This window comes from Mucilaginibacter sp. KACC 22063 (assembly GCF_028736115.1).
In the GTDB taxonomy this organism is placed as follows: domain Bacteria; phylum Bacteroidota; class Bacteroidia; order Sphingobacteriales; family Sphingobacteriaceae; genus Mucilaginibacter.
Map to the genome: position 1 here is coordinate 2,715,496 of NZ_CP117877.1, position 15,526 is coordinate 2,731,021.

The 15,526-nt window shown below is 39.8% G+C and carries 14 protein-coding genes and 1 other RNA gene; 7 read left to right on the forward strand and 8 right to left on the reverse strand.

Going from position 1 to position 15,526, the window contains the following annotated elements; all coding sequences use genetic code 11:
- Positions 1 to 149: 149 nt before the first annotated feature.
- Positions 150 to 542 carry a hypothetical protein gene (locus PQ461_RS11645; protein WP_274205688.1) on the forward strand — a complete coding sequence of 131 codons (393 nt, stop codon included), beginning with the start codon at positions 150 to 152 and terminating at the stop codon, positions 540 to 542.
- Between the two features lie 64 nt (positions 543 to 606).
- On the opposite strand, the gene PQ461_RS11650 is transcribed toward PQ461_RS11645, so the two are convergent.
- The 6 genes from PQ461_RS11650 to dinB form a co-directional block, all read right to left on the reverse strand.
- Entirely contained in the window at positions 607 to 1,452 is an 846-nt protein-coding gene (locus PQ461_RS11650) for an endonuclease/exonuclease/phosphatase family protein (RefSeq protein WP_274205689.1), read from the reverse strand.
- 117 nt (positions 1,453 to 1,569) lie between these two features.
- A complete protein-coding gene (locus PQ461_RS11655; protein WP_274205690.1) occupies positions 1,570 to 2,820 on the reverse strand; it encodes a tetratricopeptide repeat protein in 1,251 nt (416 codons plus the stop codon).
- An 8-nt stretch (positions 2,821 to 2,828) separates the two neighbouring features.
- A complete protein-coding gene (locus tag PQ461_RS11660; protein WP_274205691.1) occupies positions 2,829 to 3,905 on the reverse strand; it encodes a tetratricopeptide repeat protein in 1,077 nt (358 codons plus the stop codon).
- A 50-nt stretch (positions 3,906 to 3,955) separates the two neighbouring features.
- On the reverse strand, positions 3,956 to 6,556 hold the full coding sequence (gyrA, locus tag PQ461_RS11665) for a DNA gyrase subunit A (RefSeq protein ID WP_274205692.1): 2,601 nt from the start codon (positions 6,554 to 6,556) through the stop codon (positions 3,956 to 3,958).
- 129 nt (positions 6,557 to 6,685) lie between these two features.
- Entirely contained in the window at positions 6,686 to 7,081 is a 396-nt protein-coding gene (locus PQ461_RS11670; RefSeq protein WP_274205693.1) for a hypothetical protein, read from the reverse strand.
- A 75-nt stretch (positions 7,082 to 7,156) separates the two neighbouring features.
- Positions 7,157 to 8,347 (reverse strand): DNA polymerase IV, encoded by a 1,191-nt coding sequence (dinB, locus tag PQ461_RS11675; protein ID WP_274205694.1) that lies wholly within the window; start codon positions 8,345 to 8,347, stop codon positions 7,157 to 7,159.
- 71 nt (positions 8,348 to 8,418) lie between these two features.
- Between dinB and PQ461_RS11680 the strand changes: the two genes are divergently transcribed.
- The 6 genes from PQ461_RS11680 to PQ461_RS11705 all read left to right on the forward strand — a co-directional run bounded on the left by PQ461_RS11680 (position 8,419) and on the right by PQ461_RS11705 (position 13,899).
- Positions 8,419 to 8,988, forward strand: a complete 570-nt coding sequence (locus PQ461_RS11680) for a 2'-5' RNA ligase family protein (protein WP_274205695.1) — start codon at positions 8,419 to 8,421, stop codon at positions 8,986 to 8,988.
- An 83-nt stretch (positions 8,989 to 9,071) separates the two neighbouring features.
- Positions 9,072 to 9,171: signal recognition particle sRNA small type (ffs, locus tag PQ461_RS11685), an RNA gene on the forward strand.
- Between the two features lie 127 nt (positions 9,172 to 9,298).
- A complete protein-coding gene (gene fsa / locus PQ461_RS11690) occupies positions 9,299 to 9,964 on the forward strand; it encodes a fructose-6-phosphate aldolase (protein WP_274205696.1) in 666 nt (221 codons plus the stop codon).
- 65 nt (positions 9,965 to 10,029) lie between these two features.
- Positions 10,030 to 10,995 carry a YpdA family putative bacillithiol disulfide reductase gene (locus PQ461_RS11695; RefSeq protein ID WP_274205697.1) on the forward strand — a complete coding sequence of 322 codons (966 nt, stop codon included), beginning with the start codon at positions 10,030 to 10,032 and terminating at the stop codon, positions 10,993 to 10,995.
- A gap of 102 nt (positions 10,996 to 11,097) precedes the next feature.
- A complete protein-coding gene (locus PQ461_RS11700; protein ID WP_274205698.1) occupies positions 11,098 to 13,287 on the forward strand; it encodes a tetratricopeptide repeat protein in 2,190 nt (729 codons plus the stop codon).
- A 24-nt stretch (positions 13,288 to 13,311) separates the two neighbouring features.
- The gene (locus PQ461_RS11705; protein WP_274205699.1) at positions 13,312 to 13,899 is read left to right on the forward strand and encodes a TMEM175 family protein; all 588 of its coding nucleotides are present in this window, start codon (positions 13,312 to 13,314) and stop codon (positions 13,897 to 13,899) included.
- Here the strand turns inward: PQ461_RS11705 and PQ461_RS11710 are convergent.
- Together PQ461_RS11710 and PQ461_RS11715 are read right to left on the reverse strand one after the other, a co-directional pair.
- Complete coding sequence (locus tag PQ461_RS11710; protein WP_274205701.1) at positions 13,896 to 14,459, reverse strand: UbiX family flavin prenyltransferase; 564 nt, start codon at positions 14,457 to 14,459, stop codon at positions 13,896 to 13,898. The genes PQ461_RS11705 and PQ461_RS11710 overlap by 4 nt on opposite strands.
- A 190-nt stretch (positions 14,460 to 14,649) precedes the next feature.
- Positions 14,650 to 15,525, reverse strand: coding sequence for a Ppx/GppA phosphatase family protein (locus tag PQ461_RS11715; protein ID WP_274205702.1), 876 nt, complete (start codon positions 15,523 to 15,525; stop codon positions 14,650 to 14,652).
- Position 15,526 lies beyond the last annotated feature (1 nt).

Sequence of the window (15,526 nt, forward strand, 5' to 3'; positions counted from 1 at the left end):
GATAATCAATATATTATATACAAATTATAAAAATAATATCAAAATTTAACTCAAACGCAAAACTTGTTAACAAAATATTGGTTTATCATACAGTCACGCAATTAATTACGTGCTGAAATTAAAGTAACAAACAATAATATATTAAAGAAATGTTGGTGAATGCATATACAAAACCCGATGCTGTTGCACTTGAAGTAGTGGATGGGAAAAAAGATTTAGAAACAGCATTAGAAGAAACTGCCCGTGGTAATAACTTATCGGTGGTAAATCCCAATGAGCCAACTAACAATAGCCAAGTAGCTCTTCAAAAAATGTTTAATATCACCTTTAGCTATTTGCAAAAGGCCTATAAAACAAAAGTTTTAAAAGCTATTTATCGCGGTAATCCCATTTACAAGGTTGTTTTAAACAGCGATGTTTCTAAAACATCTTTAGTATGCTGGTTTAAACGTCAAAAGCAAGAATGGATACTGCTTTTAGGTGATAATATTAACCCTGCTTTAATGGGTAGCATTACTTATGCTATTGACAGGCAAGAATAATCACTAACAAACTAACTATAACCAAAAGCAAAGGCGTTCAATTGAACGCCTTTGCTTTTGGTATTTAATAAGCCAGTTCGGCTAACACCGGAAAATGATCTGAAGGATATTTACCCTGATTGCTGTCAGACAATATGCCCCAACGCTTAACTTTAAATTGACTGGTCGCAAAAATGTGATCTATGATCTCATTTCCTTTTAACTGCTTGCCAAAATCATGGTAAGTGGGATTATATCCATAGGGATATTTAGCTTGTTTGTAAGTATCAATTAGCACGCCTGAATTAGCGATTCGCAAATACCATGAGCTATCGTTTCCGCCATTAAAATCTCCGGTAAGCAACACCATACCATTACCTGCAATTTCTTTTATCTTTTTTAAGATAAGCTTGCTGCTTTCTTCTCTGGCTACAACACCCTGGTGATCGAAATGTCCGTTAAAGTACCAAAACTTTTTACCCGACTGCTTGTCCTGCAAATAAACCCATGAACAAATGCGGTTACAGCAGGTAGCATCCCATCCTAATGATGGCTTATCTGGCGTTTGAGACAGCCAGAAATCACCTTTGCCAAGTAATGTGAACCTGTCCTTCTTATAAAATATGGCTGAATGCTCCCCTCCTTCCTTGCCGTCATCGCGGCCAACCCCATATCGTGCATATTCTGGTAAAGCTTTAACAAGGTCTTGCAGCTGATTAATCTTGCCCTCTTGAGTACCCAGCACATCAAAATCATGAAACCTGATCAGTGAAGTGACAGCAGGTGCGCGTTCGCGCCATAAATTACCGGTATCAGCCGGATTATCATACCTGAGGTTAAAGCTGCCTACAATTAATTTTTGAGCATGCGTAGCCGACTGCATAAACAGCAACATTATTAAAGCTACTAACGCGATTCTTATCAACTTCATAAAGGTAAATTTGGTGGCAAGATAAAAACCCTGGTTCAATATCTTGCAAACGAAATGTTATCAAAAAAAGAAAGCCTGTAGGTAACTTACAGGCTTTCTTAATATTTAATGATGAGATTATTTTAAAGCATCAATTTGTTTTTGAACTTCAGCAGCGTGCGCCTGGTCTTTTTTGCCTAAGTAGTAGGTTTTTAAGTTACCTAAAGCATCTGGTGATTTAGGATTTAGCTCTACCGCTTTTTTCAGGTAAGGACCAGCAGCATCAAACATTGCGTTTGCTTTTGCAACGGCAGCATCGTACTCTTTTTGCTTGCTTGCAGGCAATTTGTTAGCAGCATTGTAAGCATCGATAGCTGGGTTAATCAACACGAAGCCTAAGTTAAGGTTAGCTTCGAAGTAGTTAGGATCAATCTCTAATGCTTTTTTATACATATCTGCTGCTTTAGTAAAGTTTTCTTCTTTAGTTTTTTGCAAAGCAGCTTTTGCAGCAGGTGCAGCAGCTTTTAAGCTTTTAGCAGCATTTTCTGCCAAGCCTGAATAAGTAAGGCCAGCATAATAGTATAAAGTTTTGTTTTTAGGATCAGCAGCAATTGCAGAAGTAATTTTGCTTAATACTTCTTGCTGTTTACCGCTTTGTAATTCAATTTCAATTGCACGTTTGCGGAACTCGCCGTTATTAGGAAATTTAGCAACTGCCTCGTCAGCAATTTTTAAAGCACCGGCAGTATCTTTACTGGCTAAATAAATTGAAGTAAGATCCTGATATATTTTGTCTTTACCAGAATAGTTGGTGGTTAACAATTTATTGTAGTTAGTAATTGCAGCAGGATAGTTTTCAGAATTTACCGCAGCTAAACCAGTGTAATAAATAGCGTTAGTATCCTCTGGCATAATGGTACGATAGTAATCAAATGATTTGTAAGCGTCGCCAAATTTTTTAGCCTGATATTCCTTAACACCTTTGGTTAACTGATACTGAGCCAGGTTACGATTGGTGTAATCAATTAGTTTTTTGTTCTCACCTTTAGTATCCAATTGAATTGCTTTTTTCTGAGCTTCGTCAGCAGTGCTGAACAAAGGAGCAGAAGTAGCAGGAACAGTATCGCGTAATGCTAAAGCTGAATAAACAGCGCCCTTTAAAGCAAAAGTTTGAGGCAGTGCAGCAGTTTTTTCGTTAGCAGCTGCTTTGTCTATGGATGTTTTTGCATTAGTGATGCTTTGGGTAGCAAGGGCAGCCGTAATGCTATTCTGTCTTGAAGCTTCATATTTATCAAGCTCACTTTGTGCATTGCTCAGCTCGCCTTTTTGCGCAAATGTTGCTGTCGCAACAACGCTAAGTAAGCCGGTCATAAAAATTCCGATTTTCATGGTCGTTGTTAATTAGTTATTTGTTTTAATTTATCGCTTATCCTATTTAGCTGGTCTTCATTACGGGTTTTTAAATAAGCCCATTGTAATAATTGTAAGCATTTTTGATTATTGGGCTTCATGGAGTTTGCTTTTTCCAGCCACTGTATGGCCCGGTCAATTTCGCTTTGTTTATCTGCGCCGGTTTTGGTGGTGTAGTTTTTAAAGTATAGCAAGCCTAAATTGTAAATAGCGTCGTAATTTTTATTATTCAGATCAATAGCCTGTAAATACATCGACTCTGCACGGTCATACTTATTCAAGTGATCATAGCATGTAGCAGCCATAAATGCTATTTCAGCATTTGAACCACTCTTATCAAGCAGTTGAGGCAACAAAGGCTCTAACGCTTTATAGTCCTTTTTGTTGTTATAAATGTTAGCCTCTTCAAATAGCAACGATTTATCGTCGGGCAAGGCACGCCTGCCCCTTTGTATAACCTGCAAGGCTTTTGCGGTATCATTCATGGCCTTATAAGTGTTTGCAGCAGCTATTACATCGTCGCTCGAAAGCGTATCAGTATTAAGTAAGGTATTATAATATTTGGCAGCCTCTGCATACTGGCCCATTTTAGAATTGGCATAAGCGATGTACGAGTTGATACGTTTATACCTTGGCGCATATTCTTTAGCCTTCTCAAATGAAGCCAATGCCTGGTCAAATTTTTTGGCTGTCATTAGCTTAGATCCTTCTCTTACATAAACGTTTGACAAACAGCGTTTTGAAAAGCTAAGTTCAACTTGGTATTTATAACTACGTTGCCTGTCAGAGATATGATCTACAAGATTAGTGATATCCTTTAAAGAAGTTTCGGGCAGCGCGAGCTTGTTAAGCGAATCTGTATAAAGTATGCTACTGTAAACTACTGCCCTAAACACACTTTTAGTAAGATTAGACGAATCTTTTTTGGTTTTGATCAGGCTATCTACCTGCCGTTTAGCATTGGCAAGGTATTTCAGATCTTTTTGCTGGCGAAAATAAGCCAGGCTGTTTACTACTCCCTTTAAGGCTTCTGACTGGCAGAAGGCTAAAGGAGCAGTAAACATGATGATTAATAGCGATAAAATAATTCTACGCCCTGGCATTTGTATTATGCTTATTCGTTTTCGTCTTCGTCGGTAGTTTTTTCACCGGTATCTCCGGCTTCACCTGTATTTTCCTTATCAGCAGATGGCTCGATGCCTTCAGCTGCTTCGATTATTTCCAGGTTTTCTTCCAGCTCTTCCTCTTCGCTGTGCTCAATTTTTGCTACTGATGCAATTTCATCATCGTTTTTCAACGTTATTAAACGCACGCCCTGTGTTGCACGGCCCATTACCCTAAGTTCGCTTACTGCAATACGGATAATGATACCTGATCTGTTGATGATCATCAGGTCGTCCTGATCTGTAACATCTTTTATCGAAACAAGTTTGCCTGTTTTTTCGGTGATGCTGATAGTTTTAACACCTTTACCACCACGGTTGGTAACGCGATAATCTTCAATATCTGTACGTTTACCATAACCTTTTTCAGAAACAACCAATACGGTAGTTTCCGGGCTGTTAATGGCAATCATACCTACTACCTCATCCTCGTCGCTATCTAAAGTGATACCACGTACCCCTGTGGCTGTACGCCCCATTGGCCTTACAGTAGATTCGTTGAAGCGGATAGCACGGCCCGAACGCAGCGCCATCACAATTTCGCTGCTGCCCGTAGTTAGAGTAGCTTCAAGCAGGCTATCACCTTCGTTAATGTTAATGGCATTGATACCATTAGTACGCGGACGTGAGTAAGCCTCAAGCGAAGTTTTCTTGATGGTACCTTTAGTGGTACACATAATAATAAAGTTGTTCTCCAGGTATTCCTGATCTTTCAGGTTAACAACTTTAATGTATGCCTTGATCTTTTCTTCTTTAGGAATATTGATGATATTTTGGATAGCACGGCCTTTAGAAGTACGCGTACCTTCCGGAATTTCGAATACCCTTAACCAGAAACAACGGCCTGCTTCGGTAAAGAACAGCATATAGTTATGGTTAGATGCAACCAGCAAATGCTCTATAAAATCTGCGTCGCGGCTGTTGCTACCTATAGCACCCTTACCACCACGGCCCTGACGGCGGTATTCGGTAAGTGGTGTACGTTTGATATAACCTTCGTGAGAGATGGTGATTACAACGGCTTCGTCTTCAATAAAGTCTTCTGTCTGCATTTCAGCAGCAGAGTGAACAATCTGGGTCCGGCGTTCATCACCATATTTATCTCTGATCTCAGCTAATTCATCTTTGATGATCTGCATACGCAAACCTTCATCAGCAAGTATCGATTTTAAGTATTCGATCTGCTCCATCAGTTCAGCGTATTCAGCTTTAATTTTATCGCGTTCCAGACCGGTTAACCTTCTTAGGGTCATGTCCAGAATAGCTCGAGCCTGAACCTCGGTTAAACCGAAGCGGGTCATTAAACCATCGCGGGCTTCATCAGGCGTATTTGAACTGCGGATTAACTGGATAACTTCATCCAGGTGATCTAATGCGATCAGTAAACCTTCAAGTATGTGTGCGCGCTTTTCGGCTTCTGCAAGCTCGTATTTGGTACGGCGAACAATCACTTCGTGGCGATGCTCCACAAAGTGATGGATCATGTCTTTCAGGTTAAGCAGCATTGGGCGGCCTTTTACCAGCGCAATGTTGTTTACACTAAAAGAGGTTTGTAATGAAGTGTACTTGTAAAGATTATTCAGAACGATATTGGCATTAGCCTCACGCTTAATTTCGTAAACAACGCGGATACCTTCACGGTTAGATTCATCGCGGATGGTTGAAATACCTTCCAGCTTTTTCTCATTGATGAGCTCGGCGGTACGCTCAACCATGTTAGCCTTATTTACCTGATACGGTATCTCGGTAACAACAATACGCTCACGGTCGCCATTGAAAGTTTCAATTTCGGCACGGGCACGTAGTACTATACGGCCCCTACCTGTTTCAAAAGCTTCTTTTGCACCTTCAACACCATAAATGATACCGCCGGTAGGAAAATCAGGTCCTTTGATGAATCTCATCATTTCACTGATCTCAATATCGCGGTCCTCTATATAAGCCACAGTAGCATCAATAACCTCGGTAAGGTTATGCGGCGCCATGTTAGTAGCCATACCTACCGCAATACCCGATGCTCCGTTAACCAGCAGGTTAGGGATTTTTGCAGGTAATACCGTTGGCTCTTCAAGCGAGTCGTCGAAGTTTAGCTGATAATCAATGGTATCTTTATTAATGTCAGCCAGCATTTCCTCGGCGATCTTTTGCAACCTTGCCTCGGTATAACGCATTGCCGCAGGGCTGTCACCGTCTAACGAACCGTAGTTACCCTGACCGTCAACAAACGGATAACGCAGGCTCCAGTCTTGCGCCATACGTACCATAGTATCATATACAGACGAGTCACCATGCGGGTGATACTTACCTAACACCTCACCTACAATACGTGCCGACTTTTTATGCGGCTTATTATTACTTAGTCCCAGATCAAGCATACCATACAATACCCTGCGGTGCACCGGTTTTAAACCGTCGCGAACGTCAGGTAAGGCACGGGATACGATAACAGACATCGAATAATCGATGTATGCAGATCGCATCTCTTGATCAATATTTATAGGAATTATTCTATCTTCTTTGTGGGCGTTTTCGTTCTCTGTATCTTCTGCCATTTTTTATTAGTTCTGTAGCAATTTTGCGCAATAATAGGTTAAAAAGATGTACTTAAAGCGACCTGCGAAGATACTAAAATATGCTTAATTTCAAGATCAAGTTACTAACATAGGCCCCGTAATGCACATTTACTTCGCTTTTTGCCAGTATTCTTCCACTGTTGTACCATTAGGCAATACCCCATTAAAGATAAGGCTATCATGCCGGATAGTGTAATGATATCTGAGTGTTTTGCCTGTGAGATCTGCTGATTGAGAATTATAGGTTTCAGTTTCAAAGCACGAATCGCTAAATAACTGATAATCTCCGCTTTGGTAACGTTCTGGCTTTTCACCTTCCTGTATCACATAAGCATTAAACTGCTTATCATCGTATATTCGTTTCAGGTTGTAGCCAACTGTTCCGCTGTCGCGCTTGCCATTATATATACCTCCGGCAAATATCCATGATCCTTTTAAGGAAGGTTTACGCGCAGTAAAAGAACATATTGCAATAAGCAATAAAGGGAGCAGATACTTTTTCATAAGTTGGCTAAAGGTAACAAGATTTAACTTTAGCCCCAAAAAGCAGAATTAAAGGACAGCAATACTAAGCTATGATTAACCTGTTGCCAAAAAGGGGTTAAAGTTGCGGGTGCCGATTTCCATACCGGCAGCCCGACAAACAGTTTTGTCGCCGTATTTGAAATTGATAGTATCCATGGCATTGTAAAGCTTTAACTGCTCTTCATTATCATCAAACAAATTGATCTGATAACCACCATTAGCCAGTTGACTAAACCTTACACCTATCAACCTGATTGCCCTGTTTTTATTCCAGGCTTTCCTGAGTAGGTTTTTAATACCGGGTATTAAGATATGTTCTGCTGCGGAAAGTGGGATCTTCTCTTGTATGGTGTGCGTTTCAAAGTTTGAATAACGCACCTTAATGGCCATGCAGCCCGCCACTTTACTTTCTTTACGAAGTTTAAATGCCAGTTCTTCTGTCATGGAAACAAGGGTAGTTTCTATAGTGCGTTCTTCTTTTACATCACTTTCAAAGGTATGCTCTGTTGAAATAGATTTACGATCAGACTGTTCAACAATTTCGCCGCCATCTATCCCTCTCGCTTTTTCCCATATATAAATCCCAGCCTTACCAAAAATAGTTTGCAAGAAACGGACATCAACGCGTTGCAGGTCGCCAATCTTCTCAATCCCATATTCATACAACTTCTGACAGGTTTTTTCGCCAAGCATGGGTATTTTGCGGATAGGTAGCGGCGCCATAAATGCCATTTCATCACCGTGCTTTACCCATAATTGTCCGTTAGGCTTGGCCTGGTTGGTAGCCATTTTAGCCACTGTCTTTGTTGCTGCCATGCCGAAGGAAATAGGCAAACCTGTTTCGCGCATTACACGATGACGTAAGTCTGTCGCTATTTTGTATGGATCATGAAAACGGTCCATTCCGGTAAGGTCGATATAAAACTCATCAACCGAAGTTTTCTGATATTTGGGAACCGAATCGTGAATGATCTCCGTCACCTCTCTCGATGCTTCGCCATACCTCCCATGCGTGCCGCGCACCAATATGGCATCGGGGCAAAGCTTTAATGCCTGCCTTGTAGGCATAGCTGAATGGACGCCAAACTTACGCGCCTCGTAACTGCATGATGCCACCACTCCCCTGTCGGCAGAACCACCAATAATTACCGGCTTACCAATTAAAGCCGGGTTAAACTTGCGTTCAACCGAAACGAAAAACGAATCAAGGTCAATATGTACGATATACCGCTTGTGCTCCACCATACAAATGTGGAAAATTTAAATTAAAATTACTAATATTTTTAGCATTTAGGTTGTAATATTGCAGCACAGTTATGCACGGATATAATGATTATATGCTGTTGCTGCGTCCGGATGAGCACATCAGTTTTCAAATAGGCAATTTTAAAGCATTAGCGGCCAATATTATCGGCGATTATCCCTCTATGCATTCAGCAGCACATATTTCTATCAAGCAGTACCCGCGGCAAAAGCCCTATGTAATTCAACCGGCAATGGAAAACCTTGAGCGTAACCTGAATATTATGCGGGCAGTACGCTTACAGATTAATAACTTCCGTTTTTTTGCAACTAAGGATGCCAGATACACCATTTATGCAGTAATTGAACCTACCTACAAAAGCGATGAATGGTTTAGCACGCTATGCAAGCACATGCACATCAACAAAAAGCAACTGGTGCCGCACATTACGGTAGTACGTACCATTGATGAGAACAGCTTTCTGCGTTTATGGCCGCACTTCCGTTACAAGGTATTCCGCGATTCATTTTTAGTTACCCATTTTACCATTTTGGAACGCGAAACTTTAAATACAAGGGCGAAATGGCAAATATACCGTGATATAAAATTCCGCCCCTTAGAGGAAGATAGCATTGCTATATAAAATTATCAGGCTCATAATCAGGCTGTATAACCTTCATTTCACAATTTATTTACAGTAATTGCTCTTTTTGCTATATTTGCGGTGGGTAAGTCTTTTACGACCAGCTCCTCTTGAACTCCCCCAGGGTGGGAACGCAGCAAGGGTAGAGGGTTGTAGCGGTGCGATAAAAGTAGCTTACCCATTTTTTATTTTTCAGAAGTTTGTTTCTTAACCTATGCAAACCTCCTCCTCTCTTTTCATTTACTCAAGTAAGCCTTATAAAGCATTAACAACTCAACAAATAACCTGATTAACAAATTAGAATTAAGCTATGAAATTTTTTATTGATACAGCTAATCTTGCGCAGATCCGCGAAGCTTATGACCTTGGCGTATTAGACGGTGTTACCACCAACCCTTCCCTAATGGCTAAAGAAGGCATCACAGGCCAGGATAACGTAATTAAACACTATATCGACATTTGTGATATTGTTGATGATAACGTTAGCGCCGAGGTAATTGCTACCACATTTGATGAAATAATTAAAGAAGGTGAAGCATTAGCTGCTTTGAATGAGAAAATTGTGGTTAAGGTGCCTATGATTAAAGATGGCGTTAAAGCCATTAAGTATTTTACAGATAAAGGTATCCGTACTAATTGTACGCTTGTATTTTCTGCTGGCCAGGCTTTATTGGCCGCAAAAGCAGGCGCTACATTCGTATCTCCTTTTGTTGGCCGTTTAGATGATATTTCAACAGACGGGCTTGCGCTTATTGAAGATATCCGTTTAATTTATGATAACTATGGTTACGAAACGCAAATACTTGCAGCTTCGGTACGTCATCCAATGCATATCTTAGAGTGTGCTAAAATTGGCGCAGATGTAATTACCGCACCATTATCGGCCATTACAGCTTTATTAAAACACCCATTAACCGATAGCGGATTAGCACAATTTTTAGCAGACCATGCAAAGGCTGCAGCTGCTAAACCTTAATCAGTATATATTTGTAGTAGATTCTGCCGGTATAATACCGGCAGAATCTACTTAACATTTAATGTATGCTGGATATTGTTATCATTGGTGGCGGGCCTATTGGCATTGCGTGCGGACTGGCTGCTCAAAAAGCCGGTTTAAGCTTTTTAATACTCGAAAAAGGAACGCTCGTAAACTCCCTTTACAATTACCCTTCAACCATGACCTTTTTCTCCACTTCAGAGAAACTGGAAGTTGGAAATATTCCTTTTGTAACCACACATACAAAACCCAATCGTGCTGACGCATTAGAATATTATCGTCGGGTAGCATTATCAAATAATCTTTCGCTTCATTTATTTGAAGAAGTTACTGAATTCCATAAAAAAGACAATCATTATCATATTACCACGACTAAAGGAGAATATGATGCTAAGTATGTCATTGTAGCAACCGGCTTTTATGATATTTCAGTCAATCTGAACATTCCGGGTGAAGATCTGCCAAAGGTTAAGCATTACTACCAGGATCCGCATTACTACACGCTGCAAAAGGTGGTTGTGGTTGGATCAAGCAACTCTGCCATTGATGTAGCATTAGAAACCTGGCGTAAAGGCGCAGAGGTAACATTAGTGATCAGGGGTAACGAGATTAGCCACAGAGTAAAATACTGGGTACGTCCAGATATTATCAACCGTATCAAGGAAGGCAGCATCAAAGCTTATTTCAATTCAAACTTAAAAGCCATACGTGAAGATGAGGTTGATATTGAAACTCCTGACGGCTTGGTAACAATACAAAACGATTTTGTAATGGCCATGACGGGTTATAAACCCAACTTCAACTTTTTGAGCCATATGGGCATCCGGTTAAGCGATGACGACAAATATATTCCTCAATATAATGCCGATACCATGGAAACCAACCTTCCGGGTGTTTACCTGGCAGGGGTAGTTTGCGGCGGTATGGACACACATCTGTGGTTTATAGAAAATTCGCGCATACATGCAGAGATGATACTAAACGACATTAAAACCAAAGAGCAGAAATAATATTTATATTATTAATAAGTTAAATTATTATCTTGCTTACGGCAATCTTTAAACACTAACTAAAGATATTCGCCCGCATATAAATAAATTATTTCAGTTTCTGTGAACGATATTAGCCATAATATACAAACTCTTTTAGACGAGGCGTATCTGACGCGCGTTCACGATCTTAATAAAAGCTTGCAGCTTGCCAACAAAGCTTTAAAAATCAGCAGGCAGATCAATGATGAGCAATTAATTGGCCGTAGCCTTAACCTGCTTTCCTTATTTAATATGGTGAGGGGCCAGTACAAAACCTCCATCAAATTAGGCCGCGAGGCTACATCCTATTTCGAAAAACTTGATGATGAAAAGGGCATTGCAGATGCCAAGTACAACATTGCGGGTGTTTACTATAAAACAGATAACTACCACCTGGGCCTTGTTTATTTAATTGATTGTTTAAGTATTTATAAAAAGTATAACGACTATCAGAACCAATCGCGTGCGTTAAAGTCTATGGGGACCATTTATGAATATATCGGTGACACTAAAAACGCGATCAGAAGTTATGAAGATTCTATAGAAGCCGCAAAAAAGATCAATGCTTTAAACCTCATTTCCAACGCTTACAACCCACTTTCGGGGATTTACCTTAAAAGTGGAAAAATCAAAAAAGCATTAAACCTGATACAAAAATCTATTGCTTTAAAAACCCGTTCGGGTGATATACGCGGCCTGGCGTTTGCATTATACGGCCGCGGAAAAATATATACCAAAACAGGGCAGTTTAAAGAAGCAGAGCAAGACTTTATACAAGCGCTGGATATACACACGCGCGAAAATGAAACGCTTGGCATTGGTATGCTACTTTATAAATATGCCGTTTTATTTTATACGATGAGCCGTACCAAAGAAGCAAAACAAATGCTGAAAAGGGCTTTGGATCACAGTGTAAAATACAATAATACCTTCGTTATATTTAAATCCAACTACCTGCTTTACAAATTATATAAAAGCGAGAACGATACCGTTAACTCTTTAAAATATCTTGAACGGTATCTTGAACAAAAAGAGCAGGTCATAAATACGCAAACGCTCAAGGTGATTGAAAACTATGAGTTGATCACTAAGATGGATGCCCTGGAAAAAGACGCCAGGCTGCAAAGAGAGAAAGCGGAAATACTGGAGAAAAAAGAGATAGCCGAGCAAACTGCAAAAATGAAGCAGGATTTTCTGTCGACCATGAGCCATGAGATCCGTACACCGTTAAATGCAGTGATTACAATTGCCGCGCTCCTTAGCGACCGTCCGGAAGCTACCGAAACGGATCTTTTTGATTCATTGCAATTTGCGTCTAACAACCTTTTGCTTATTATCAACGATATTCTCGACTTTACAAAACTTGATGCAGGTAAAGTTCAGTTAGAATATCGCCCATGCCAGTTAGAACCGTTCATTAACCAGATCATCAGCATGTATAAAAAAATGGCTGATGAGAAAAACATATCATTACAGGTAAAACTCGACCGCAATATTTGGGAAAGCTACGAGCTTGATGAAATCAAGATGATGCAGATATTAGGTAACTTGCTTAGCAATGCCATAAAATATACCGAGCAGGGTTCTATTAAGCTTGAGGTGGTAAGAACAAATTACAATGAAAATTTTGACACTCTTCGTTTCGCTATATCTGATACTGGCGTAGGTATTCCGCAAGAATATTTCGACCAATTGTTTGATAGTTTTTCGCAACCAAAATCTATAACTACACGTAAGCAGGGCGGCTCGGGCCTTGGACTTGCCATTGTGAAAAAGCTGGTTGAGCTACATAACAGTCGGGTGCACGTTCGTAGCCAGATCAACAAAGGATCAGTATTTTACTTTGACCTGAAATTAAAGAAATGCTTATCGGTACCAAAGGAACCTTTACAAAATTTAAACCAGCTACAAGCAACCAGTGTACTACTGGCCGAAGACAATATGATTAATGCCCTTGTAGCCCGTAAGCTGTTATCCAAATGGGGCATAACGGCCGAGCATGCTAAAAACGGGTTAGAAGCGGTTGAAATGGCCATGCAAAAACCTTATGATTTTATCCTGATGGATATTCATATGCCCGAAATGAATGGTTTTGACGCCACCGAGCAAATACGCAACCAGCAAAATCCCAATCATAATACGCCAATATTTGCGCTTACCGCCGACATAACAGCCGAACAGCAAGACAACTATGTAAATTATTTCAATGGCTTTTTGCGTAAACCTATTGAAATAGAAAAACTGCACCAGGCATTGCTTAATGTAAGGTAAATCTTATATTGGCACTGATAATTTATGAAAAAGGGACGTTTAGAGGCTTTTAGCGATGGTGTGCTTGCTATCATTATTACCATAATGGTGCTGGAACTAAAAGTACCGCATGGCACTGATTTTAAAGACCTGTATCCCCTGCTACCAAAGTTTTTTAGCTATATCCTTAGTTTCATATACGTAGGTATTTACTGGAATAATCATCACCACATGATCTACATGGTTGATAAAATCAACGGTAAAATACTTTGGGCAAATCTTAACCTGTTATTCTGGCTTTCCATTATTCCGTTTGTAACTGCCTGGATGGGTGAAAACTACTTTGCCATGTGGCCGGTATTTTTCTACGGTTGTATATTATTACTTAATGCCATAGCTTACGAAATACTTGCTAAATATCTCATCAGGCAGGCTGGTAAAAATTCTGAATTAGCTCAGGCTTTCAGCAAAAATTGGAAAGATAAATTTTCCCCGGTGATATATATCGTTGGCATCATTGCTGCCTTCTTCAATACATACGTCAGTGTTTTTATGTATGTAGTAGTCGCGATTATCTGGTTTATTCCGGATAAACGTGTGGAGCGGAAAGTAATAAACAGCGACCTGCATTAATTACTATCGTTCCAACGATAGCTGTCATGCTCTAGGCCTGCCAGGTCAATTACGCGGTTTACAACCGTTAGTGCCACATCTTCAATTGTTTTTGGAAGACTGTAAAAGGATGGCACCGCCGGACATATAATTCCGCCTGCTTCTGTAATGGTTGCCATATTGCGGATCTGAATCAGATTAAGCGGTGTATCTCGAGCCACGAGGATTAGTTTTCGACGCTCTTTTAATATCACATCAGCAGCGCGGCAAATCAAATCATCAGAAGTACCTGCCGCAATACGTCCTAATGTTCCCATAGAACAGGGAACAACAATCATGGTATCATAGCGTGCAGAACCCGAGGCAAATGGCGCCATAAAATCTTTTTTATGATAAAAATCGAAAGGGTAATTGTTAAAGTCTTCGTTTTGCAGTTCGAACTTCCAAACATCTTTGGCATTATCAGACATGATAACCCCAATCTTGTCTATCTGATCCTTTATTTTCAATAATTGATCAAACAATACTTTAGCATATACAGAACCACTGGCTCCCGTTACAGCAATAACAATTTTTCTCATGCTTTTTAGCAGATAAACATAATTATGGCAACAATGTTACGGAAATATAGGGCATAAAAAAAAGGGTCGAATACACGTACTCGACCCTACATCTACCTATGAAAAACATGCCCTTGAGAGGGCATTACAAAAGTAATAATATTTTTTAATTTGTAAACAAAATTTTCAAATAATTTAACAGCAAATTTGTTTAGCTGTTCTTTTCAATCAGTGTCTGTATAATACCATCAACCATACCCACGCTTGGTACATAGATAGATTTTACATCGGCCCATTTCATTACCGTAAGATATATTTCGCACGCTGGAATAATAACATCTGCCCGATCTGGATTTAAACCTAAAATATTAATCCTGTCTTTAAGCGAATATGAATTAAGATGATTGTATAGCGCCTTTAACTTATTGATAGACAGTGGTGCGCCATCTTTTTCTTCAGACAATTTATACAGTTTATTAATATTACCACCGGTACCAATACCCGAAACATTTTTGAATTTGCGCGTATTTTGCACTACAAATTGCTTCATTTCATTCCAGGTTTCTTCTTTATCCTGGTTGTCCAATATACGTATGGTACCGATATTGAATGACTGTGACACCTGCATTTTACCAGCCGAAAACAAAGAAATTTCGGTACTACCACCACCTACATCTATATACAGATAGTTTTTAGTATTATCTATATTTTGTTCGATATGGCTGGAATAAATAATATTTGCTTCACGCTGCCCATGTACAATTTCCAAGTCAAGGCCCGAAGCTTCTTTAATGCGTTTAACTATATCCTGCCCGTTTTTAGCTTCGCGCATGGCCGAAGTAGCGCAGGCCATGTAATCGTTCACCTTGTAAACATCTATCAGGTTACTAAAGGCAATCATTGTTTTTACCAGGTCTTCAGCCTTTTTAGGTGAAATTTCCTGATGTAAAAAGGCATCATCGCCCAGGCGCAACGGTACACGTACAAGTGTATTTTTTTTAAACGAAGTTGCGTCGTTGTGCTTAACAACATCTGCAATAAGCAACCTTACTGCATTAGAACCAATGTCAATAGCGGCGTATCTCAAT